This window comes from Thermogemmatispora aurantia, from assembly GCF_008974285.1.
GTDB classification, from domain to species: domain Bacteria; phylum Chloroflexota; class Ktedonobacteria; order Ktedonobacterales; family Ktedonobacteraceae; genus Thermogemmatispora; species Thermogemmatispora aurantia.
Window position 1 is genome coordinate 450,886 of the sequence record NZ_BKZV01000001.1, and the last position, 23,762, is coordinate 474,647.

A 23,762-nucleotide genomic window follows, 5' to 3' on the forward strand; every position below is an offset into this window, starting at 1 on the left:
ACGCTGGCGGACAGGAAACCCGAGTGGCGTAGGGGAGTCCTTAGATGCGGTGGCCTCAGTCCTGAGTGAGCGGACTCTACGCACTTGCTACCGATTACGCTTCTCTCTCAGCTTTACTCCCCTAGCGACCATACCAGCTCTGTACTTTCCCCAAGATCGCGAACCTATGAGAGGATAGAGGACAGAAGAGCATGGCTACTTACAGCGACGCCTTTGAGGCCCGCTCAAGGCTGAGCGGGGACTATGGCACTGTTACGTATTACCGTCTTGAGGCGCTGGCCAGACACGGTGTCCAATTGGAGCGCCTCCCCTTCACGGTGAAAATCTTGCTGGAGAATCTGCTGCGTCACTACGATGGCGAGCTGATCACAGAGGAGACCGTGCTGGCTTTGGCACGCTGGCAGCCAGGCAAGGCCGCCAGCAGCGATGAGGAGTTTCCTTTTATGCCAGCACGCGTGCTGCTGCAGGATTTCACTGGCGTTCCCGCCGTCGCCGATCTGGCTGCGATGCGCTCCGCCGTCGCGCGCATGGGCGGCGACCCGCAAAAGATTAATCCCCTGGTGCCCGCTGATCTAGTCATTGACCACTCGGTGCAGGTCGATGTCTTTGGCTCGACGCTGGCCTTCCAGCGCAACGTCGAGCGCGAGTACGAGCGCAACAGTGAGCGCTACGCGCTGCTGCGCTGGGCACAGCAGGCATTCCGCAATTTCCGGGTGGTGCCTCCAGGCACGGGGATCGTGCATCAGGTCAACCTGGAGTACCTGGCTTCAGTCGTGATGACGAAAGAGGCCCAGGGTGAGCGCCTCGCCTTCCCCGATACGCTGGTGGGCACCGATTCGCATACGACGATGGTCAACGGCCTGGGTGTACTCGGCTGGGGCGTCGGTGGCATCGAGGCCGAGGCAGTGCTGCTGGGTCAACCGCTTTATCTGCTGACGCCCGAAGTAATCGGAGTACGCATCTTTGGCGCACTCCCAGAAGGGTCCACCGCTACCGACCTGGTGCTGACGGTCACCCAGCTGCTGCGCAAGCGCGGCGTGGTGGGCAAGTTCGTGGAGTTCACCGGGCCTGGCCTGCGCTATCTCTCCCTGGCCGATCGCGCGACGATCGCCAATATGTCGCCGGAGTTCGGCGCCACCGCGACGCTCTTCCCTGTCGATGAGGAGACGCTGCGCTATCTCCGTAATACGGGACGCGATCCTGAGCTGGTCAAGCTTGTCGAAGACTATACCCGCGCTCAGGGTCTCTTCCGCAGCGACGATGCCCCAGAGCCGCTTTTCGACGATCTCCTGGAGCTGGATCTGGCAACGATCGAGCCAAGCCTGGCTGGTCCACGCCGCCCCCAGGACCGCGTGCCGCTGGCGCGCGTGGGAGAGGTCTTCCGCGAGACCTACGCGGACCGCATCGGCAGCAACGGCCATCGACGCAGCGCCACTGTGCGCATTGGCGATACGCAGACAACGCTCAGCGATGGGGCGGTCGCTATTGCGGCCATTACGAGCTGTACGAATACCTCCAATCCTTCGGTGATGGTCGCCGCCGGTCTGCTGGCGAAGCATGCCGTGGAGCGCGGTCTGAGCGTGAAGCCGACCGTGAAGACCAGCCTCGCTCCTGGCTCGCGGGCCGTTATCGACTACCTGGAGAGCGCTGACCTGCTCCCCTATCTGGAGGCACTGCGCTTCCATCTGGTGGGCTTCGGCTGTACGACCTGTATCGGGAACAGTGGCCCTCTGCCAGAGCCGGTGGCGGAGGCCGTGCAGGCTAATGACCTGGTAGTGGCAGCGGTGCTTTCGGGCAACCGCAACTTCGAGGGCCGTATCCATCCCCAGGTGCGCGCAAGCTTCCTGGCTTCACCACCGCTGGTCGTGGCTTATGCCCTGGCCGGCACAGTCGATATCGATCTGTCGAAGGACCCTATCGGCTACGATGCTAACGGTGAGCCAGTCTATCTGCGAGACATCTGGCCAAGCCAGGAGGAGATCAATGCGGTGGTGAGCCGCGCGATCTCGCCCGAGCTGTTTAAGAAGAACTACAGCCACGTCTTCGAGGGCGACGAACACTGGCGCTCGCTCAGCAATGCGACAGGGCCTCTGTTTAATTGGGACCCGAATTCGACCTACATCCAGGAGCCGCCTTTCTTTAAGGACATGGCTCTTGAGCCTCCTCCTCTGCAGGCCATCGAGGGGGCCAGGGTGCTGGTGATGCTGGACGACTCCATTACGACCGACCATATCTCGCCCGCTGGTAGCTTCTCGCCCGATAGTCCCGCGGGCAAGTACCTGCTGGCCCGCGGTGTGGAGCGACGCGATTTTAATACGTACGGGGCGCGTCGCGGGAACCATGAGGTGATGGTGCGCGGTACCTTCGCCAATATCCGCCTGCGCAATCGCCTGGTGGACGGTAAGGAGGGTTACTATACGCTCCACCTGCCCGATGGCCAGGAGATGACCATCTACGATGCGGCTATGCGCTACCAGGAGGAAGGCGTGCCGCTGCTGGTCATTGCCGGCAAGGAATATGGCTCAGGCTCGTCGCGCGACTGGGCCGCTAAAGGGCCACTCCTGCTGGGGATTCGCGCGGTCATCGCTGAGAGCTTTGAGCGTATCCACCGCAGCAACCTGGTCGGTATGGGTATTCTGCCGCTGCAGTTCCGCCCTGGCGAGAACAAGGAGTCCCTGGGTCTGACGGGGCATGAGCGCTATGATATCCTGGGCATCGAGCACGATCTGCAACCGCGCCAGGCGGTCACGGTGCGCGTGACCCGTGAGGACGGCTCGACCTTTACTTTCCAGACCATCGCGCGTCTGGATAGCAAGGTTGATGTCAGCTACTATAGGAATGGGGGCATTCTGCCAACAGTCCTGCGCCGCCTGATCCAGGATTAGATCGGCCTGCCGACCAGGCAGAACGCGCTTCGAGAGGCACGAAGGCATCTTCTGAGGGAAGATCGCCGCCCTGCAGGTTTGGAGAGCAGCCAGGGATGCTTCGCTTGTGAGTGCAGCTCGGCGAGGCCTTTGGCTGCTCCCGTAGTTGAGAACGTGTCTGTCGACCTAGTGGACTGTTCTTCTCCTTCTCCAGCCAGTACTTCTGCGGTTTACAAGCAGCGCCACAGTCGGTTAGTATAACCCGGTCGCTTCGATACGGCGGGTAAGAGATGACCTTGAGCTGGCGCTGTCTTGGTTGTGACCTTGTTTGTGGCCGCGCCTTCCTCTGCCTCTCGTTACCAGAGCAAGCGCTGATCGGTCGCGACGCCGGAAGGAGCGGCCTGGTGGTGGCATCTTCGTGGGGGTGGCACGCTGTTACCTCCGGTCAGAGCGCAGAGGAGGAAGAAACGATGAATGCAAGCGATGTTCTAAAATACGGTCATTTGACGGTCATGAAAACACTTGAAGGCTTTCCCGAGTCGGCGCGTGAGCAAAGTGGAGCGTGCGGGGCCTGGTCGGTCAAAGATATCATTGCTCACCTTGCCTCATATGAGCTGGTCCTGGTCGATGTCCTGGTCTCTTTCCTCGAAGATGATCCCACTCCCTACCTGGGGCGCTTTACCGAGCTGGGGCCTCAGTTCAATGAGGCCGAGGTGGCAATGCGCAAGGCCTCCAGTTTCGCTGAGGTGCTCCAGGAGTATGTTGCAACCCATGAGCGGACGATGGAGCTGATCACCCGCATTCCAGCGGAAACCTGCCGCCAGGCAGGCACCCTGCCCTGGTACGGTGATCCCTACTCGCTCGATGACCTGATCGTCTATATGTACTACGGTCACAAGCGCGAACATAGCGCGCAGATCGCTGCCTTCCGCGATCACCTCCGCTAGGAAGAAGTGACCAGCTCACCCAGGTTCCCTTCTGCTGCACGGTGGCCGGACCGGACCTCGCCAGGCTGCCGAAGACGAGGTTGTCTCTGCTCCGCGGCCAGCAGCTGAGCTTAGGGGCCTTGACAGGCAGACAGGCAGACAGACAGCAGGTTTTCCTCTCCTCGGCCTTCTCCGGCATGTGCTATGCTTGAAGAAGCAGCCATAGCCTGGCTGCCGGCCTCCCTACCCCAGCAGCGTCAAGCAGATGTTGACGAGGAGCGAGCAGCACATGGAACAGATACCAGTTGAGCTACAGGAGCAGTATCGCGCTCTCCAGGCCTTGCTAGATCAGCTCGATCCGCACGAACCGCCGAAAGCAATCGTCGTGCCCCCTTCGCCAGAGCCACGGGGCCATATCATTGTCTTTCCCTCATCCTTCAATCCTCCGACCACCGCGCATCTCTCTTTGCTGCACAAGGCACAAGAGCAGGGAGGAGGTGATGTTATGGTCTATGCTGCTATGAGCAAGCAGATCGTTGACAAAGAACATGTCGAGCGCCCAACCTTGCTTGATCGCCTGGTATTACTGCAGCAAATTCTGCAGCACGAGCTTCCCGGCGTGGGCTTGCTGCTGTTTAACCGTGGTCTCTACGTTGAGCAGGCGGAGGCAGTACAGCACAGTTTTCCCAAGGTCAGCCGTCTTACCTTTCTGGTTGGCTTTGACAAGATTGTGCAAATTTTTGATCCGCGCTACTATAGCGATCGCGATGTGGCGTTGCGTCAGCTTTTTCGCCTGGCGCATCTGCTGGTAGCTCCGCGTGGGAGCAATGGCGAAGAGGAGCTACGTGCGCTGCTGGCGCGGCCCGAGAATCGCCAGTTTGCCGAGGCGGTCCAGGCCCTGCCCTTCGATCCAGCCTATCGAGACATCTCCTCGACGCGCGTGCGCCAGAACCCGACCGCCCATGCCCGCGATGTGCCTCCAGAGGTCCTGCGCTTTATCCAGGAGACTCACGCCTACGAGGCGCCTGCAGTCCCGGGCGCGGGCGCGGGCGCGTCAGACCCCTATGAGGAGCACTTGCGAGCTGTTGCAGCCGTGCTCAGGAAGGGGGCACCAGGCGAAAAATGATGCGGTGATTGCCGATCTGGATCACATCCCCTTCCCTGAGGATACAGCGCGAGACGCGCTGGCCATTGACAAAAGTGCCGGTGGCAGAACGACGATCTTCCAGCTCGTAGCGTCCATCCGGCAACTGACGAATTGTGGCATGCAGACGACTGACCGTCAGATCCTCCAGAAAGAGATCGCAATCGCGACTACGGCCAATGGTCATCTCGGGCAATAGCTCGAAGGTGCGCGGGACTCCCCTGACATTGCCCAGCTCCAGGCGAGCAATCACACTGGTTGCGGGATCGGGCTGCCTGGTCAGATGCAGCTCCTTCCCCCGCGAAGAGGCCAGCTGGAAAGGACGCGTGCCCTCATGGGCATAAAAAGTTAGACGAGTATTGCCGAAGCGTAGCTCGTCCCCATCGCGCAGCAGAGCCTGCTTGACGGGCCGCCCATTCACAAAGCTATCGCCACTTCCATGATCATCACGCAGCAGGTAACCTTGAGGCGTATACAGAATGCTCGCCTGCCGGCGATGGACGCTGACATCCTCCAGGAAAATATCGCAGTCACGGCTGCGGCCTATAGTTGTACACTCATTCCACAGCTCAACACGCTTGTTTGGCAACGGCTCGCGATGAATTACCAAATAGGCGACCCCTGGCTGCTCTGAAGACTCTCGCAACATCTGGCGGCACTCCTCGCTGAGGCGTCTGTGTTCCCGAGTACGCATCAACCAAAACACATTCCGCATGGACCAGCATCCAGTTCTCTGTTCTCGCCCCGTTCTCGCAGGTTAGACTCACAGGCAAGCGGGCAGAGGCGCCGCTCCTGGTCTCGCCAAGGCCCTCCCAGACGGGCGGCCAGCTGGCAGTCCCACCAGCGACCTGGCCCTGGGCCGCGACTGAGACCGCGTGAGCGGCGGGGCGGCCTAAGCACTGGGGCGAGTAGAGTATGCTTTCCTCTTCCCTCCCGCATTGATTGTAGCATACTATAGTACTATGGACACCGCAGGCTGATCGATCCACTAGCCGGAGACAGCGCCCGTCGCGTGTTTCTACTCTGGAGAAGCGACGAAGACAGGCAGTGACTCGTGGCAGCAGGCAGCTAGCCGCTTGTGCTAATTCCAGCCTACATAGCGCAGGGCTTGAGAGATGCGCTGGCCAGCGTGCACTGCCGCCCCAATAAAATCGGAGAGGCGCGGGTGAAAGCGCTCACTTGGCCCACCGATCGAGACAGCGGCTACCGCTGTTCCAAGATGATCAAAAATGGGCGCCGCCACGGCATCGACTCCTTCCTCCAGCTCACCACACGAGACGGCATAGCCCTGCAGGCGGACCTGGCGTAGCTCCTCGATGAAGCGCCGGGGATCAGTGATCGTTCGTTCTGTGTAGCGCTCCAGCTTCATCCGGCCAATCAACTCGCTGAGGCGATGCTCCCACTGATAGGCCAGCAAAACCTTACCGGTTGAGACCGCATGGGCTGGTAGATGCTGGCCCGGCACGTTCACCACGCGCACAAAGAAATAAGAATCCTCTGTATCGATAATGACCACTTCCATCCCTTCCAGCACGGCCAGATGGACCGATTCGCGCGTCTGGTCGCGCAACTCCATCAGGATGGGGCGGGCCACTTTACGCACTGCATGAGAACTCAGGACGCTCGCGCTCAGAGCGGTAACATGCAAGCTCAAACCGTACTTATGCGTATCTTCATCCTGAATCAGTAAACCCTCATTCACCAGGGCTGTCACCAAACGATGCGTCGTCGACTTGGGCAGGCCCGTCGCCTGGGCCAGGTCAGTAATCCCCAGCAAACGGCGACTATGAAAGGCGCGCAGCACACTGGCGATCCGATGGACAATCTGGACAGTCTTTTCGCCATCCAGGGGCGCTCCATGCCGCATACGTCTCCCCCTTATACCGGCCTGCCTGGTTCGCCTGCCGGAATAGAGTGTCCCATAATTGATGAGTGGCAGTATAGTCAGACGGCTGAGGGAGTGTCAAGACTGGCATTCTCCTCGTGAGACGTTGTATCATACACCATGATCATTCAGGCCCAGCTGGGCCTCGTCAGGTCCGGTTTGGCCTGGCCTGGTCACCTCTGACCGGCCAGGCGGCCACCAAGGTAGCCAGGCCAGGCATCTGCAAGAAGGAGTTTCAGCATCTATGACAACGCAACCGGGTCAGCAAGTCGTCGTGGACTATGATGTCCCCGCCCGCATGCGCGATGGGACGACGCTGCGCGCGAATATCTACCGACCGGCTGGTGAAGGACAGTGGCCAGTGCTGCTGACACGCCTGCCCTACGGCAAGGATCTGCCACTGGGTAGCGCCATTCTGGACCCTGTCCAGGCCGCCAGACGCGGCTACGTAGTCATCGTGCAGGACACACGCGGACGCTTTACTTCTGAAGGCGACTGGGTGCCGATGGCCAACGAAGCCCGCGACGGCTTCGATACGATTGAATGGGCGTCGCGCCTGCCCTATAGCAACGGGCAGGTTGGAATGTATGGCGCTTCCTACTTCGGCTTCACCCAGTGGTCGGCAGCGGTCGAGCAGCCCCCAGCGCTGAAGACGATGATTCCGCTCTTCACCTGGAGTGACCCCTTTAATGGGGTGGTCTTCCGGGGCGGTGCGCTGGAGCTGGGCACAATGGCCCATTGGCAGCTGCAGATGGGTATGGACGTGCTGATGCGCCGGTACCGCAACGATCCCCAGGCCCTGGGACGGGCCATCGCGCTCTGGGCAAAGGAGATGGATGCTTTGGGCAAGGAAGGCTACTGGTCGTTGCCCCTCAAGGAGTTCCGCCCGCTGAAAACCCAGGAGATCGCACCCGCGTTCTTCCTGGCCCTGGAGTTTCCGATGCAGCGCGCCGCCGCCGAATACATGAATATCAGCGGGAAACACGACCGTGTGACCGTGCCAGCCTTCAATGGCGGCGGCTGGTACGACATCTTTTTGCAGGATACGCTGGAGCATTTCACCGCCATGCGTCAGCATGGCGCTACCCCCCAGGCCCGTCAGAGCAAGCTGCTGATCGGTCCCTGGGCCCATACTTCGCAAGGGACTCTGGTTGGTGAGCAGACCTTTGGTTTCGCCTCGACCACTGCTTTTATCAATCTGCAGCAGGATTTCATGACCTATCAGTTGCGCTGGTTCGACTATTGGCTCAAGGGCATCGAGAATGGCATCCTCCAGGAGGCCCCCATCAAGATCTTCGTGATGGGAGCCAATATCTGGCGCGACGAGCAGGAGTGGCCGCTGGCCCGCGCCGTCGAGACGCGCTACTACCTGCATAGCCAGGGCCACGCCAATACCCTGCACGGAGACGGCACCCTCTCGACCAAGCCGCCAGAGGATGAGAGCGCCGACCAGTATACCTACGACCCCGCCAACCCGGTGCTCACACGCGGAGGCGCTCTGCTGATGGCCCCCGAGTACCCCGCTGGCCCTTTTGATCAGCGACCCACAGAGAGCCGCCATGATGTCTTGGTTTATACTAGCGCCCCCTTGCAGGCAGACCTGGAGGTCACCGGTCCTATCCGCGTTCATTTGTGGGCCGTCTCCAGCGCTCCCGATACCGACTTTGTGGCCCGCCTGGTCGACGTCCATCCCGATGGCTACGCCCAGAACCTGACCGACGGTATCATTCGGGCCCGTTACCGACATGCGCCGCGAGGTGGCGACCCTTCGCTGATCGAGCCTGGCAAAGCCTATGAATACGTGATCGATTTGTGGTCGACCAGCAATCTCTTTAAAGCAGGCCACCGTATCCGCCTGGATATCACCAGCAGCAATTTCCCTCGCTGGGACCGCAACCCAAATACCGGCCAGCCACTGGGGGCTAGCGCCGAGATGATCCCCGCTCAGCAGACGATTCTCCATAATCGCGAGCACCCTTCCTATGTTGTTCTGCCGATTGTGCCTCACTAGTTGTGCCAGATGGCAGTCAAGCCTCCCTGGCCGCCGGTGCGCGGCACATTCGCTGATCAGATCGTGCGCTTGCTGGCCCTGGCGCGGCTGACCACCCCGCGTCAGCAGCGTTTCTGTGGCTGTGGTCAAGGAGCTAATGTCAGGCTGCCATGCCTGACCGCCAAGAACCAGGCCACTACGGCCCTCAGCACCAGAGGCGCTCACCAGTCTGCATGGTGTGAGAGAAGATGCCGAGATGGCCGGCTAGCAGCAGCAAAAAAAGCAGGAGGCCGCCGAGCAGAACCACCATGGCCAGGAGCGTTAACGTCAGCACAAGCAAGCGGCTTGTGAGTAAGAACGGCTCCGACTGAGGTGGACGGGTGACAGCTTTGGCCCTGACCTCCAGACCGCGCTCGCTCTCGCTCAGCGGCCCCGGGGCAGGAGCTGGCTCGCTCTCTTCCGCAGCTACCTCCTGCCCCGCCTGCTTCACCGCGGCGGGAGCCGGGGTCTGCCTCTGTCGCTGGCGCCTTTCCCGCTCCTCCTGCGCCCTCCTGAGCTGGGCCGCTGCCTTGAGCGGCGCCTCCTCTGGCTGTGGCGTGCGCCTCGGCGTCACTAGCCGCTCTTCGACCGGCCCGGGCAAGGCCAGACAAGCGGCATGATTGGCCGCCACCGCCAGCGCTCGCACCTCGCTACGCTGCTGACGCAACTGGGCGCCCTCCTGCAACCTGGCCTGGATCACAGCGTCGTACGCCTGGGCAAAGGCCAGAATCGTTGGAAAGCGCTGCTCGGGCTTCTTGGCTAATGCCCGTAGAAAGATCTCATCCAGCTCTCTCGGCAAGGATGAATTATAGACGCTGGGAGGCGTCGGAGGAGTATGATGGTGATGATGCAGAAGCTGGCTGGCAGTCCCCTCAAAAACCGCCCGTCCTGTGACAAGTTGATAGATCATGACCGCCAGCGCGTACTGGTCGGCAGGTGGACCAACAGCCACCGCATCAGCCTGGGCGGGATCATCAAACTGCTCTGGCGCCATATAGAGCGGCGTCCCGACAGAGCGATGAAACGAACGGCCCTGACGATAAAAGGTCGCTAGACCAAAGTCAGCCAGCAAGAGATGAGGCCGGCCATGCGGAAAAATGCGATTCAGCAGAGCTGCCCGCTCGGCATCCACCGTAGGACTGAGCGGGCCGCGATCGACGCGGATCAAAAAATTCGTCGGTTTGATATCACGGTGGACAATGCCATGATCATGGGCACACTGGAGGGCCGAGGCCGCCTGAAGCAGATAGTAGCCAGCCTCCTCCGCCGAAATAGGCCAGCTAAAGCCGTACTGCTGCGTCCGTCGCTGGAGCCATTTCCAGAGCGAGCCTTCAGAAAGATAAGGCATAACCAGATACGTAATAACCGTTGAGTCCGGCTCTAGTGTCTCTTCACCAAAATGATAAAGGGGTAAAATATGCTCATGTTCCAGCTCAGCGACAGCACGTGCTTCGCGGATAAAGCGACGAGCAGCCTGTATACCCTCGGGAGAGAGAGGAGCAGAGCGGAGATCGCTACAGATGACCTTAATAGCAACCTTGCGCCCGATCCGTTCATGCTGGGCAAGATAGATATCCCCCATCCCACCGCTTTCGAGGAGCCGTAAGAGACGATATCCACCGAGCGTCTTCCCCACCAACATATTCATTCCGTTTGACCCTCACTACCTGGATAACAGAGAGAAAGCTCGCCAGGAAGGAGCCGCGAGAGAAGTACAGTAATGCTCCCTGACGGGCAAAGAGAGTTTTCTGGTTCCTATTGTATAGTATACAGAGGGGCTACGAAACAAGACAGCAGAAGAGCGAGGGAAAGGGCACTTTCGTCCCCCTCCCCTACCCACCAGACCAGCCTTGGGCCGGACCCAGACTTGCTAGGCCACAGCCTGCTCCAGCTGGGCAAGCGCTGCCGCGGCAGCCTCACGCACAGATGGACGCGACTGGAGTAAGTAGCGCAGGGCCGGTAGTGACTCGCGATCACGATACTGAGCAGCCAAACGGCAGGCTAAAGCCGCCACCGCCGGAGCCGGATCGCTCAGAGCTTCACGCATAGCCATGCGGCTGCTCCACTGCTCACCGCTGCTGTCCAGTCTCATAAGGGCCATGAAAGCGGCCTCGCGCACAACCGGATCGAAGTCACGGCAGGCCTGCACTGCAAGATCGAGGCACTCACGAGCTTCAAGCAGAGCCAGAGAGCGCAGCACGGCTACGGCGAGGATACTGCCTGGCACACGCTCATTTTCAGGCGGCAGGGGATCAGCGCGCTGGGCCAGGGCAGTGCGCTCCGAGAGAACAACAACTTCTGTGAGGAGGCGACGAAATACATCTAGTGCCCGCCTTTCTCCAAGAGCGGCCAGAGCTTCACAGGCCAGGCCCAAGCGCTGTGCCTCTTCAGCGCTCTCCAGACGGTTGGCTCTTTCCAAGGCAGCCAGCAGAGGCGCACACAATCGTAGCTCGCGCAGATCTAGCAGCGTCCTCACAACTGGCGACCAGGCCTGCTCATTCCAGTCGTGGAGGGCCGCCAGCAAAATATCGCGTGCCGGTCCATTCATCCAACGCTCGATCTCAGGCATCAGAGGAAGGCAGCTCGTAACGGGCTGGATAATCCGCGGTTCGCGAATGAGGCCGCGCACGATACCACTCCAGTAGCGCCCAAGAAGTAGAGCAAACTGGTGCAGCGCCACGACCTGCGGCCAGCCTCCATAGCGACGTGCGCTGGCAAAAAGAGCCTGCACTAACGGCTGTAGCTCGCGTTCAAAGACCAGGGGCGGCTGCTCAGACTGAACACTGGCGCTCCGAATGCTTTCAAGACAGACATAGTAACAGACCAGAGCGGCGTGCTGGATAAGCCTGGAAGACAGCGTCGCCTCTGGAGGCGGATCAAGATAGGCCTCTAAAGGAATGGCCCGATAGAGCGAGGGAGCCACATAGGCTTCGAGTCCCGGAATACCCTCCAGACCCAGGGCCAGCAAGAGGTCAAAGAAGCCCGGCTGCTTTAACTTCAGACAGGCCTCGATGAGGTCTATACGCGCCCAGCCCTCGGCCTCCTTTACCGCTCGCATGAGCGTTTGACGCGCCAAGAGAGTATTCTGTCGCAGCAGGGCCTGCGCGGCATAAAGCGAAAGATGCGGATCAAGAGCCAGACGTCCGAGGAGGGCTGTCAGCTCCGCATCTTTATAGCTGCCGAGCATCAGCACAGCCAGGCGGCGGGCCTTCCCCAGAGGCGTCTCCGCCGGACTACTGGCTTGAAGTGGCCTTTGTTCCAGCTCTTGGTCGCCGGGATCGCCACGCGCGATCAGCGCCTGCCAGACCGGTATCAGGCTACCGGCGCGGTCTATTTCATATAGATGAGCAGTGACCACCGGCGCCCACTGGGGGAGCGGGCTGAAGTCGAGCAGAGGCACCAGGCGCCTGGCTGCCTCCTCTACACTGAGCGCCCCCCAGCGCAGATCGGTGAGCAGGGTCATGACATCGGTACGGAGTCGGCTCAAGCGCTCCCTGACCGCCAGCGATTCGGCATCCAGAGGAGGCTGCGGCTGACGCACAAGCAGATGCTCCAGGGTGGCAGCATACTCCAGCGGCTTTCTTCTCCCTTCCAGAGCAGTCACTGTCGCCGCCGACCCACTATTGCCAAGCTGCTCCGCGGCCTCTGCTCCCCCCGCCGACGACGCCACTTCTTCCTCGGCTGTAAGAGCCTGGCCCCCTTCCTGCGCCGCCGACGCTGCCTGTGGCTTCATCTCCACACTGAGCGTCCCCTCATCCGAGACTGGCGTCGCTTGGGCCTCCTGCCCCGACGCCGACGTTGCTGGCTCTGGCTGATCATGATAGACGTCTGTCATTCTCTTGCAGTATCCTCACGCGTGATTTCAATATTTCACTTCAGTGTCCTAACGCGGATCGACTGGGGCCATACGGCCTCCTGCCGGCGGCACCAGCGGTCAGCCAGACTCTTCGCTATTGTATGCGCTTCCGCTTTCTCCAGTCAAGATTGTAACGGCCAGCCTTCTCCATAATGACAGACCTCTCCTGACGCCTCAGACTATCCAGGACAGTCCACTTTGTCAGGCACTGCCAGCGCCAGGCCGGTCAGTCTAGTATATAATTATAGGGGTAACCCCTGCATGCAACGCATACCGCAGAGGCGACCGCAGGCCAGAAACGCACTGCACTATTTTCTTACTTAAGGAGTCGGAGCAATGGCAGTCATACGTACCTCGCTGGTAGATCTCAAAGTCAATGGCAACGGCGCCTACGCCTTCCTGGCCCAGCCGGACGATGACCAGAAGCACCCCGGTGTTGTGATGATTCAGGAATGGTGGGGCATTGAGCCCCACATTCAAGACCTGGCGCAGAAGCTGGCCACCGAGGGTTTTATTGTGGCTGTGCCCGATCTCTATCACGGCAAAATTGCTACAGAGCCAAATGATGCGCTCAAGATGATGATGACAATGATCCACGAGAAGATGGATCGCGCCACCAAGGAGATCATCGGAGCTTTGGAGACCCTGAAGGCCATGCCCTCGGTGGAACCGAAAAAGCTTGGCCTCATTGGCTTCTGCGTCGGCGGCTTGCTGACCTATAAGGTGGCTGAACGCTACGGCGATCTGGCTGCGGCTGTACCCTTCTACGCCGGCGGCTATGATCCCCAGCCCGAGAATGTGGCTCATGTGACTGCACCCATTCTGGCGATCTATGGCCGCTACGACGACAGCATCCCAATGGAGCAGGTCGAGAAGGTTGAACAGGTCTACAAGGAGGCAGGCAAGGACATCACAGTCAAGGTCTATGATGCTGGCCATGCCTTCCTGAACCCAATGCATGGCATGGGCAACGAGAAGGCCGCTGCCGAGGCCTGGCCGCTGGCCGTGCGTTTCCTCAAAGAGAAGCTCAGCCTGTAAGCAGGCTGGCCGCTGTTCCCCGAACCGGCCAGCGGACAGGAGGCCACCCGGACGGGGAACGAGGTGCGAGCTAGTGTGCCACCGATGTTCACCGCTCTCTTCTTGGGCATCTCCTACGGCTTCACCGCCGGTATCAGCCCGGGTCCGATGCTTGGCCTGGTGATCACGCAGACGCTGCAGCGTGGTTGGCGCGCAGGCAACCTTGTGGCGCTGGCTCCGCTCATCACCGATCTGCCTATTATCGCGCTTGCCGTCCTGCTGATCAGCCAGTTGCCGGCCAGCTCCCTCGGCTGGCTGGCGGTGGCCGGGGGCCTTTTTGTGCTCTACCTGGGCTGCGAGACGGCTTTGACTGCCTACCGCTACGCTCATGGCGCTGCTCCCTCACAGACCCTCTCGTCCCCTATCCCCGCTAGCGCTGCCAGCAGCACCGTCCTCTGGCGCGCCGTTGTGACCAACGCCTTGAACCCCCATCCCTATCTCTTCTGGGGCACAGTGGGGGCCCAGCTACTGATCCGTAACTATGAGGAACAGGGGACCAGCGGTCCCATCTTGCTGTTGCTCGGCTTCTACGCGTTCCTGGTTGGCACCAAGCTCGTTATCGCTTTTGCTGTCAATCGGAGCCGGCACTGGCTCCAGGGACCACTCTATCACTCGGTGCTTTTCTTGAGCGCCTTGCTGCTGATAGCGCTCGGTCTCTGGCTCTTCGCTGAGGGTTTGAGGAGTTTGCTCTAGGACCAGGTACCAGGCAGTCAGAGAGCCTGGCCGTCGCTCATCGACGATGGCCGAGCGAGGCAGGCTGGCCCAAGACGATAAGCTGGTTTTGGGCGCTTTCTTTTCTTTCTTTCTTGACATGTTGATAGCAGATCGCTATAGTAGAAAAGGTGACTTAGCAAATAGCTATGTGAGGCACTATGGATCTCGCTGAGAAGCTCAGGCATTTACGGAAGGTGGAAGGAGAGCTACGCGGCCTCAATCGGCCTATGACGCAGACAGAAGTCGTCGCTGCTATGGAGAAGGAACTCGGTGAGACCATCAGCCAGGCCTACCTCTCGCAATTGGAGAGCGGGAAGCGGGTCCACCTGACAGCCTTCACCCGCGATCTGCTGGCGCGCTTCTTCAAGGTGCATCCAGGCTATCTGGTGAGCGACCCACCCGACTTCAGCACCGATCTGTTGACCGACGTGGCCGAAGAGAGCGATCGCCTCTCTACCTGGCTGGAGGCCAGCGCAGAAGAGTGGCAGACAGAGCCAGAGGTAGCCGGTTTTTTCTCTGCCCTGGCGCGCACAACGGACCCGCGTCGCTATCTGGCGCTGCTCAGCGAGCTGCTGGTCTTGCCCCTGGCTGAGCTAGAGCAGCTCGTGCGCACCCTGACGGCGCCCGGCACGGGTTCCACAGAGCGGGAAGTGACCTCGTAGTTGCAGTTGGACCGGCCAGAGGATCAGCTCCCTCGCAAGGTTGGGCCCGCCCCTTCCTCTTTGGGGGAACAGCACTACAGGAAAAGGGTCATGGCGTTGTACACCTTCAAAGGTGAAGCGTCTATACACAGTGGATCTGAAGGAAGAGCGTGCGACGATGCTCTCGTGCGAGCCGGGAGCAGAGGCGCACCAGCAGCAGCAAAGGAGCCGGGTTATGGTCATTGCCACTGATCCGCTTTCGCTCGTCTTTATTGGTTGTTTCCTGTTTGGGACCTTTTTCTTGGTCATTTCGGCGCTGCTTGGGGGTCTGGGGCACGGCCTGGCCCACCATGCTGGCGGCCTTGCTTCCCACGCATCGACCGGTCCGCATGGCCTTGCCCAACATGTGCATCTGCCCCACATCCATCCAGGCTCGGCAGCTCCTCACGCCCATGTGGTGTCCGAGGGGAGCCACGGTAGCCAGACTCCCGCTTCTACTCACGCCGGGCACGCCAGCCAGAGCGGTCTGCCCTCGCAGGGAACATCCGCTTTGTGGTTCTCCCACCTGCTCACTTTTGTCAATCCCTGGAGCGTGATTTTCTTCCTCCTCGGATTCGGTTTCTTCGGCTATGTTTTCCATAACGCTACCCATCTCGATGTTCTCTTCTCGCTACTTCTGGCCCTCATCACAGGCTTGCTACTGGCCGGGCTGGTGCTGGCGCTGCTGTTCCGCATCTTCGGAGATAGCGAGGCCGAGACCATTCAGGATGTCTCGGACCGCACAGGCCTGATCGGCAAGGTCAGCTTGCCAATCCACCAGAATAGCATTGGCGAGGTCATCTATGTCTCGCCCGGCGGCTTGCGTAAGAGCGTACCAGCCCGTAGCGTCGATGGTCAGCCTATCGAACGCGGACAGGAGGTGATCATTCTCCACTACGAACACGGCATCGCCGAGGTGGAAACCTGGGAACGGTTCTTCGAAGGCGAGCCGGGACAGCAGCCGCTGCGTACGCCAACTGGGGCAGAGTTGGAGCAGTTGCGCACGCTCCTTCAGGATCAGGACGGAAATGATCGCTCCGAGTTGCTTACTGGCAAAGATCTCCTCTGACACGCAGGAAAAGCTACCCTTGTAAAAGGAGTGTCTGTCATGTTCGAAGGCGTTCTCGGGCCGGTTGTCGGCGGCGTCTTGCTACTTGTGGTACTGGTCATCATCGCTATCGCCCTCTGGGCCAGCATGCTACGCAAGGTCGGGCCAAACCGGGCTTTGATCATCTACGGCGCCGGCGGCACCGATGTGGTTACCGGCGGCGCAAAGTTCGTCTTCCCGCTGATCAGCCGCGCTCAGGAGTTTCCTCTTGAATTGATGTCATTCGATGTAGCACCAGCTCAGGATCTATATACGTCCCAGGGCGTGGCTGTCAATGTCGAGGCGGTTACCCAGATCAAGGTACGCTCCGACAAGGAAAGCATTAAGACGGCGGCGGAGCAGTTCCTGAGCAAGAGCCAACAGGAGCGCGAGAATCTAATCCGCCTGGTGATGGAAGGACACCTACGCGGCATTGTGGGCCAGCTGACGGTCGAGGATCTGGTTAAGGACCCAGAGAGCGTGAGCGCCAAGATGCTCAAGACGGTCAGCGCCGACATGGAGAAGATGGGCCTGGAGGTCATCTCCTTTACCATCAAGGACGTGCGCGACAAGAATGACTACATCGCCAATATGGGGCGCCCACAGATCGCGGAGATCCGCAAGCAGGCTGACATTGCCGCCGCCCTGGCCGCCCGCGATACGCAGATCCAGCAGGCGCAGGCGGCGCGTGAAGCGGCTATTGCTCGCTCGCTTGCCGATCAGGAGCGCGCGAAGGCCGAGGCCGAGTCCCAGGCCAAGCAGGCAGAGTACCAGCGCGATCTGCTGCTCAAGAAGGCAGCCTTCGATGCCGAGGTCAAGAAGCAGCAGGCGGCTGCCGATAAGGCTTACGATATTCAGGCGAACATCATGCAGCAGCAGGTCGTTGAGGAGGCTATCAAGGTCACCGAGGTCGAGAAGCACGCGCAGATCCGTGTGCAGGAGGCCGAAATCCAGCGCCGCGAGTTGGAGTTACAGGCGACCGTTCAAAAGGCAGCAGAGGCCGAGCGGCGCCGTATCGAGACAGTGGCAGAGGCCGAGCGGCAGCGCCTGATCCTCGAAGCCCAAGGTCAGGCTGACGCGGCGCGCATGCGTGGGATGGGCGAGGCAGAAGCCGCACGGGCCCGCGGGATGGCAGAGGCCGAGGTCATCCGCGCCAAGGGTCTGGCGGAAGCCGAGGTCATCCGCGCTAAGGGTGAAGCTGAGGCCGAGGCCATGAAGGTAAAGGCCGCTGCTTACCACGAGTACAACCAGGCCGCTGTGTTGGATAAGCTGCTGACCAATATGCCGGAGATCGTACGCGCAATCGCTGAGCCGCTCAGCAAGGTCGATAAGGTGACGATTGTCTCAACCGGTAACAGTGCTAACGGTGTGGGCGCCAGCCGCCTCACAGGTGATATCATGAATATGGCGGCTCAGATTCCGGCTCTCTTTGAGCTGCTGAGCGGTGTACGCATCAATGAGCTGATGGCACGCGTTCCTACGCTCAAAGGCCAGACTGATCAACAGGTTGCCAGCAGCGATGAGCGAGCCAGTGAGGCGGATGCCGGCGTTGATCGCTCTGGAGTCAGTAATCATCAGGCGTGAAGTGAGAGCTTTCGACGCATCACCACCCATGTTCGTGTGCTGCAACGTCTGTTCCTTCAGGCTAAGCGAGGTTGGCGAGTTGCTCTCTGGTTCTCGTTCCTAGAACAGTGCTCGCTCTCCTCGCTGGAGGGAAGGCGTCGGGAAGAGAAGCCTCGGGCCCTTCCTGTGACGCTTTCCCTGGCCTGCTATTGCAACCGCTGACGGTAGGTCCGCTACGCTTCTTTGGAAAGGGATGTGCAATGAACCTGTTGGAACGTGTCCTTACGCTGCTGCGTATCAATATCGATACTTTCATTGAAAAAGCTCCTGATCCTCAGTCGTCTCTTCACCAGTTGCAGCTTGATATGCGCAATCAACTGGTACAGGTGAAAACTCAGGTGGCAACAGCTATCGCCACCGCACACCAGCTCCAGCGCCGGGCGCGCGAGAAACAAGAGGAGGCCGCAGCCTGGCTCAAGAAGGCTGAGCAGGCTCTCCGGCAGGGGAACGAAGAGGCGGCTCGCTCCGCCCTCTTGCAGTACAATGAGGTCAATCGCCTCGCTCTCCGCTATGAGCAACAGCGTCAAACTCAGGAGCAACTTGCTCGCACTATGCGCGATGCCCTCCAGCAGCTCGAATCGCGATTGCGCGAATTGGAGGCCGCCAGCGATCTACTAGAAATGAAGCAGCGTCAGGAGCGTATCCAGCAGCACGTTCTCAACGAAAAGCAACGGCGCCAGCGAGACCTCGATCACCAGCGGGAGCAGCTCCAGCAGCGCCTCCTCGAGGAGCAACAACGACTTCAGCGGGAGATCGACCGCCGTCGGGAACAGCGCCAGCAGCAGGTTCCCGGTGAGCAGCCCCGGCGTTGGCCAGCAAAAGCCCCGCGGGAGCAGACTGCATCATCTTCTCATCCTCCCGCTCCAGAAGGAACGCCGGAGCCGCAGCAGACGCCGATCACCGAGGCCCTTGCGTCTTCCCTCTCCTCACGACAGCCGCCTCAGATGCTACGTGAGAATAGTGGACTGGCAGCCATCGAAAAGGAGCTTCGTGAGCTACAGGCTCGTAATCATACTGGCGACCTTGCGAGTGAACATGAGGAGGAAGGAAAGAAGGAAGCCCCCTCTGTCTCTGGGAGGACACGCCTGGGTTCGCGCAAAGCCGCAGACAAAGCTCCGACGCGCACAACCGAGGCCCTGGATAGGACAAGGCTCACAGATCTTCCTCTCCTGCTGGAGACGCTGCAGTCAGGCCATCGCCACCAGGACGATCCGTCCGAATGAAAATGCTCAGCCTCTGGTAGCCTCCGTCACTGGCCACGCGGGGCTACTCGGGTCCGCAAGAGCGCCCAATCTGCCCAGCGTGGAGCGAGCGCTGCTTTCACCGCCTTGCCCGGCCCGAATCGGCCCAGAGCAGCCCAACGAATGACTAGTGACTAAAGAGCAGAGTAAAGGCTATGAGGATAACCATGCCGATAATCATGCCAATGATGAAGGAGTATTGATCTCTCCGGCGCTGCTCTTCAGTTTTTTGAGATTTGCCCTGGCTTTCACTCATCGCTGTACTTCTCTCCAGTCGGACTCTTACCAGTAGACATGGTCGTGACACGCACGGCTTCGCTCTTTTGGATTATAGCGCAGCGGCAATCGCTCCCTCAACATTGGCCATCACTTCCATGCTTTCTTTCAGATCGGCCTCGCGCGTGGTGACCAGCACATGAAAGGCGGCGCTGCCTCCTTCGATGAGCCGCAGGAGCAAACGATGGTTTGAGCTTGTCACCACGAGATCTTCGTAGGGACCCCAGCCACCTAGCTCCAGCGAGCGGAGAATGCCCTGGATGGTTGCTTTGAGATGGCCACCCACCGGCGAGAGGTCAAGATCATCGACCGAAACCTGAGCAATCGGCTGACCTTCCATGCTCAGGACTGCCGTGGCCACAAAACCAGGAATCGCATAGCCCAGCGTCTGCAATGCCGCCACAATGGCACCAATGTTCCGTCGGACCGCTCGCGGCAAGGGACCGCTCTGGCCGCTGGCCGGACCAGTCTGGCTAGTCGAGCTGACTGGCAAGGGTCCACTGTGCGGTCCGAAGCCAGCGCTCGGTATACTGCCTGTGGTTGATGCGGCAGGACCCACTGCCGGGCGCGGGCCAGTCAGAGCACCTGTGTCGGGCAAAGCGGGACTCTCCTGATGCGCTCGAGGAGCGGAAGAAGGCGAGAGCGAAAGGGGACCACTCCCTCGCCCAAGCGACTTGAGGCTCTGCAGTGGTCCGCTACTGGGAACGGCGCTCGCTGGATTGGAGTGGGCTAGTGAAGGCTGACCATCACTGCCCCCAATGCGCCGCAGTCGAATGCCTGTATCAGTCGAGAGAGGGCGATGCAGGGGCTGCTCAGGACTGGCAGGACCTTGAGGAGCAGGCGCGGGAGAGCGCCCTTCGCCAAAGGCCACCCCCTGTCTTTGGGTCGGTAAGACTGGTAACTGCCCGGTGGTCAAAGGGGCCCGGGAGGCAGGTATGACTGGCGGTAGTTCGGCATGCGTCGGCTGCTCTGTTAACCATGAAGGCAGTTCTACGGAATCAGAGGCGGGCAGGCGTTGCAAGCGGTTGGGTGTGGGCATCTTCCCAGTGCTCCCGACGCTGGCGCCAGAGGCCGAGGCAGAGGTAGCAGCCAGATGACCGGTCACCGGTAGTGCTCTGCTTTCACTGCTCTGAGGGAGGTCTGCCTCTCGTCGCTGCTCACTGCTCCCCAGCCTGGGCATATAGCCTGTCGCCATCCACCACTCGCGACCTCCGTCCTCCCCTTCCCAGGTGGGACCGCTGCGGTTCGGCCCCATCTCCTCCCGAGTTGCTGAGACCTGCACTTCCTCTCCCAGCAGGCCAAAGGGCGTATCATTAATCTCTTCGAGCGATAGCGACCTCTGCTCCTGTTTCTCGCTATTCGTCTGTGACCCAAATGCTGGCAGAGCAGCACTACTTAGCTCACCGCTCTGCTTTGCTCGATACTGCAGCGCCTGCAGAATCAGACGCGAGAGCGGTTGAGCCACATTCGGAGCAATCTCGCCCTCCCAGGACTGATAGGAGACAGTTCCATTGCGGTGCGCAGCCAGCGCAAAAAAAGCCTCCTCACCACGCAGCACTCCATACTCAGCCCACACCAGCTCCCCATTCTGGAAGCGTAACAGGCCGCGCTCGCCCTGGTCTGTGCTGACAACGAGGGCGATCTTCTTGCGGCTCATCGTTACAATTTGAATGACATCGAGCAGATCGAACGAGTCCAGGCTGGCAGAAAAACCCGGCTGGGTGAGCAGGCGCCGCACCTCCATTCTCAGCCGCTCCAGATTGAGGGGCTTATCAACGAGGGCGGCCACGCCGCGCTCTAGGGCCTGTGTTCGTTCCTCACCTGCCTCGGGCGGAGTCAATAAGAGCACCGCAGTGCGTGGATAGTAGAGGCGCAACCAGCGCACCAGTTCAAAATCATCGGCGCTGGCCAGCTTCAGCTCAGCAATCACCAGATGATGCATCTCGCGCCAGAGCACGCGAAGAGCCTCGGCAGTTCCGCTTACTCCCTGAACCAGATACCCATCAGCGCGCAGGGCCGTGAGCATGGCCCGACCCTCTTCTGCATCATCAGTGACTACCAGAACGCGCGACTGCTCCGACATTTTCAGCATCCTCGTGAGGGTTGACTATCTCTGATCACATTCTTGAGAAGCAGGCGCACAGCTCACTTTCGGTATCCTCGTGCTGCGCCTGCTTTCGGCACCTCATGCGGCTGATCCTCCCTACCACACAGCGCTCGTTCCCTTCTCTCGCTATGGCACGATGATACCACGCTAGTGCTGGGATGGCAAGCGGACAAGCCTTTCCACCTCAATCAAGCACTGCAGAAGTTGACTCTTACCCTTCATTGGTAGTAGGCTGGGCTGGAAAGCAGGCAGAAAAGAGATGGCTACGGCTGCTGCTCTTAGGTACATAGTACTGGAAAGGGGCCAGTTTTGAAAAGATTCTCCCCAAGAGAGGTTACTCTCGCACTCCCTTGAAGAGAGAGGAAGCCGTTGACATTCTCCCCCTTTCTAGCCATACCTGGTCACAGGCAGCTTGACTGGCTGATGCTCGCTCCGCTTGCCAGAAGCGAGCATCAGGGGATAGGGTCTACGCACGGCTGTACCCGATACGGGTGTGCAGGAGGTCCACCCTTTGGGATATGCTATAGATGAAGAGAGAAGCTCCTATTTCCTTGCTTCCGGCTTCTCTCTCTCAACTCAGGTGAGCAACCAGCGAGGACAAAAGAGCATGAAGGAAAGCGACAGCGTACAACTGCAAGAAAAAGAAGCCTGGAAGCGGGCGGTAGGCGAAGCTGCCGCTGCTCTGATCGAACCAGGCATGGTGATCGGCCTGGGTAGCGGCTCTACCGCCGAGTGGATGATCCGCGCTCTGGGGCGCCGGCTCCAGCAGGAAGGCTTGCGGATCGTCGGGGCAGTTCCTACCTCAGAACGGACCGAAGCCGTGGCGCGCGCAGTAGGCATTCCCCTCACAGACCTTGATCATTACCCCGAGCTGGACCTCGATATCGATGGTACCGACGAAATCGATCCTCACCTCCATCTCATTAAGGGCGGCGGTGGAGCTTTGCTCCGCGAAAAGGTGGTAGCCTCAGCTTCGCGCCGCTTCGTTGTGATCGCCGATGTCACCAAGCAAGTGCCTCTGCTCGGCCTCCATGTCCCCCTGCCTATCGAAACCGTACCCTTCGCTTTGACTCCTGTCAGACGTCGCCTTGAGGCCCTGGGAGCTGAGGCCCGTTTGCGTCAGCGCGATGGCCAGCCTTTCTATACAGACAATGGCAATCTTATACTGGATTGTTACTTCCCTGATGGTATCGCTGATCCGGGCGAGCTGGAGAACCGGCTTCGACGCATCGTGGGCGTGGTCGAAACGGGTCTGTTTCTGCATATGACCACCGAGGCCCTGATCGCCGGTCCAGCAGGCATCACCCACCTGGCTCGCCGCTCCGAGGCCGATAGCAGCAGCACGACAGGCCCTGCTATTCCTTGACAGCTCACTTGCTTTGTCATTATAATCTTTTTAAGATATTTAAAAACCTCCTTCGACTTCTTTCTCGCAAGAGGAGAGGAGGTTTTTTTGTAGTCCGGCTATTTCTTCTTGTTGCATCGCGGATGGATTCATTGCTGCGTCCTGGCCAGTGCTGGCTTCGGCCCTCTCTTCCCTGGGTACTCTCCTATCCGCCGGCGCTGGCAGATGAGGCAATGTGCAGCCGCAACGAGCTAGCTAGTGCTTCTGGACCAAAGGAGTGCCAGCGTTGAGCAATGATACGTTTAGCCCGCAGGGCAAATTCACACCTCCGAAGGAATCTCCCTGGTCACTCTCGACGAGACGCATCGCCACTGCCGGTGTGCTGGCCGGTCTGACCATCTTAATGGCCTACATTCCTTTCGTTGGCTATATTCCTCTGCCAACGCCGGCGGGAGCCGCCACGACGGAGCATCTGCCGGTCATCGTCGGTTCTGTCCTTGAAGGCCCGCTGGTCGGTATGATCACGGGTTTCTTTTTCGGCCTGACCAGCTTCCTGCGAGCCGGCAGCCCTCTGTTCAAGGACCCGCTGATCGCTTTCCTGCCACGCATTCTGATCGGCCTGACATCGTGGTTGGCCTTTGCTGCCCTGCAGCGCACGAATCGCACTGCGGCCTCGGCCCTGGCGGGCGCCATCGGCTCTGCCACCAATACGGTCTTTGTGCTTGGCCTTGGTTTCCTACGCGGCTATTTGCCTTGGGGCTTCATCGTGCTGATTATTCCCCAGGCCGTGGTGGAGGCGATCGCGGCCGCCATCGTGATTACTCTGATCGTGCGCTCCTACGAGGCGGTGCGAGGCCGGCTGGCGCGCGCACGCGAGACCAAGCCACGCGATACCCTGCCTTACTAAG

At 60.0% G+C, this 23,762-nt stretch carries 17 protein-coding genes; 12 read left to right on the forward strand and 5 right to left on the reverse strand.

The annotated features are described in order from the left end of the window. The first annotated feature begins 191 nt into the window (after positions 1 to 191). From acnA to KTAU_RS01730, 3 genes are all read left to right on the forward strand, one after another. Positions 192 to 2,885 (forward strand): aconitate hydratase AcnA, encoded by a 2,694-nt coding sequence (gene acnA / locus KTAU_RS01720; RefSeq protein ID WP_151726745.1) that lies wholly within the window; start codon positions 192 to 194, stop codon positions 2,883 to 2,885. A gap of 449 nt (positions 2,886 to 3,334) precedes the next feature. Then, entirely contained in the window at positions 3,335 to 3,811 is a 477-nt protein-coding gene (locus KTAU_RS01725) for a DinB family protein (RefSeq protein WP_151726746.1), read from the forward strand. Between the two features lie 268 nt (positions 3,812 to 4,079). Beyond that, the gene (locus KTAU_RS01730) at positions 4,080 to 4,916 is read left to right on the forward strand and encodes a hypothetical protein (RefSeq protein ID WP_170292985.1); all 837 of its coding nucleotides are present in this window, start codon (positions 4,080 to 4,082) and stop codon (positions 4,914 to 4,916) included. On the opposite strand, the gene KTAU_RS01735 is transcribed toward KTAU_RS01730, so the two are convergent. Both KTAU_RS01735 and KTAU_RS01740 read right to left on the reverse strand, forming a co-directional pair. Further along, on the reverse strand, positions 4,888 to 5,583 hold the full coding sequence (locus KTAU_RS01735; RefSeq protein WP_170292986.1) for an FHA domain-containing protein: 696 nt from the start codon (positions 5,581 to 5,583) through the stop codon (positions 4,888 to 4,890). The genes KTAU_RS01730 and KTAU_RS01735 overlap by 29 nt on opposite strands. 432 nt (positions 5,584 to 6,015) lie before the next feature. Further along, a complete protein-coding gene (locus KTAU_RS01740; RefSeq protein WP_151726749.1) occupies positions 6,016 to 6,801 on the reverse strand; it encodes an IclR family transcriptional regulator in 786 nt (261 codons plus the stop codon). 262 nt (positions 6,802 to 7,063) lie between these two features. Here KTAU_RS01740 and KTAU_RS01745 point away from each other — a divergent pair, with 262 nt between their 5' ends. Beyond that, positions 7,064 to 8,830: a CocE/NonD family hydrolase gene (locus KTAU_RS01745; RefSeq protein WP_151726750.1), complete on the forward strand. Its 1,767-nt coding sequence runs from the start codon at positions 7,064 to 7,066 to the stop codon at positions 8,828 to 8,830. Between the two features lie 184 nt (positions 8,831 to 9,014). On the opposite strand, the gene KTAU_RS01750 is transcribed toward KTAU_RS01745, so the two are convergent. After that, positions 9,015 to 10,496: a serine/threonine-protein kinase gene (locus KTAU_RS01750; protein ID WP_151726751.1), complete on the reverse strand. Its 1,482-nt coding sequence runs from the start codon at positions 10,494 to 10,496 to the stop codon at positions 9,015 to 9,017. Positions 10,497 to 10,718: 222 nt separating this feature from the next. Next, on the reverse strand, positions 10,719 to 12,683 hold the full coding sequence (locus KTAU_RS01755) for a HEAT repeat domain-containing protein (protein ID WP_151726752.1): 1,965 nt from the start codon (positions 12,681 to 12,683) through the stop codon (positions 10,719 to 10,721). 357 nt (positions 12,684 to 13,040) lie between these two features. Here KTAU_RS01755 and KTAU_RS01760 point away from each other — a divergent pair, with 357 nt between their 5' ends. The 6 genes from KTAU_RS01760 to KTAU_RS01785 all read left to right on the forward strand — a co-directional run bounded on the left by KTAU_RS01760 (position 13,041) and on the right by KTAU_RS01785 (position 19,108). Then, positions 13,041 to 13,742, forward strand: a complete 702-nt coding sequence (locus KTAU_RS01760; RefSeq protein ID WP_151726753.1) for a dienelactone hydrolase family protein — start codon at positions 13,041 to 13,043, stop codon at positions 13,740 to 13,742. An 84-nt stretch (positions 13,743 to 13,826) separates the two neighbouring features. Then, positions 13,827 to 14,474 carry a LysE family translocator gene (locus KTAU_RS01765; RefSeq protein WP_228026341.1) on the forward strand — a complete coding sequence of 216 codons (648 nt, stop codon included), beginning with the start codon at positions 13,827 to 13,829 and terminating at the stop codon, positions 14,472 to 14,474. Between the two features lie 275 nt (positions 14,475 to 14,749). Further along, entirely contained in the window at positions 14,750 to 15,157 is a 408-nt protein-coding gene (locus KTAU_RS01770; RefSeq protein WP_151726755.1) for a helix-turn-helix domain-containing protein, read from the forward strand. Between the two features lie 214 nt (positions 15,158 to 15,371). After that, a complete protein-coding gene (locus tag KTAU_RS01775) occupies positions 15,372 to 16,244 on the forward strand; it encodes a hypothetical protein (RefSeq protein WP_151726756.1) in 873 nt (290 codons plus the stop codon). Between the two features lie 39 nt (positions 16,245 to 16,283). Continuing rightward, a complete protein-coding gene (locus KTAU_RS01780; RefSeq protein ID WP_151726757.1) occupies positions 16,284 to 17,846 on the forward strand; it encodes a flotillin family protein in 1,563 nt (520 codons plus the stop codon). 239 nt (positions 17,847 to 18,085) lie between these two features. Further along, positions 18,086 to 19,108: a PspA/IM30 family protein gene (locus KTAU_RS01785; protein WP_151726758.1), complete on the forward strand. Its 1,023-nt coding sequence runs from the start codon at positions 18,086 to 18,088 to the stop codon at positions 19,106 to 19,108. A gap of 346 nt (positions 19,109 to 19,454) precedes the next feature. Here KTAU_RS01785 and KTAU_RS01790 read toward each other — a convergent pair whose 3' ends face one another. Continuing rightward, complete coding sequence (locus tag KTAU_RS01790; RefSeq protein WP_170292987.1) at positions 19,455 to 21,485, reverse strand: response regulator; 2,031 nt, start codon at positions 21,483 to 21,485, stop codon at positions 19,455 to 19,457. A gap of 631 nt (positions 21,486 to 22,116) precedes the next feature. On the opposite strand from KTAU_RS01790, the gene rpiA reads away from it, so the two are divergent. Both rpiA and KTAU_RS01800 read left to right on the forward strand, forming a co-directional pair. After that, on the forward strand, positions 22,117 to 22,875 hold the full coding sequence (rpiA, locus tag KTAU_RS01795; RefSeq protein ID WP_151726760.1) for a ribose-5-phosphate isomerase RpiA: 759 nt from the start codon (positions 22,117 to 22,119) through the stop codon (positions 22,873 to 22,875). Positions 22,876 to 23,140: 265 nt separating this feature from the next. Continuing rightward, positions 23,141 to 23,761, forward strand: a complete 621-nt coding sequence (locus KTAU_RS01800; protein ID WP_151726761.1) for an ECF transporter S component — start codon at positions 23,141 to 23,143, stop codon at positions 23,759 to 23,761. Position 23,762 lies beyond the last annotated feature (1 nt).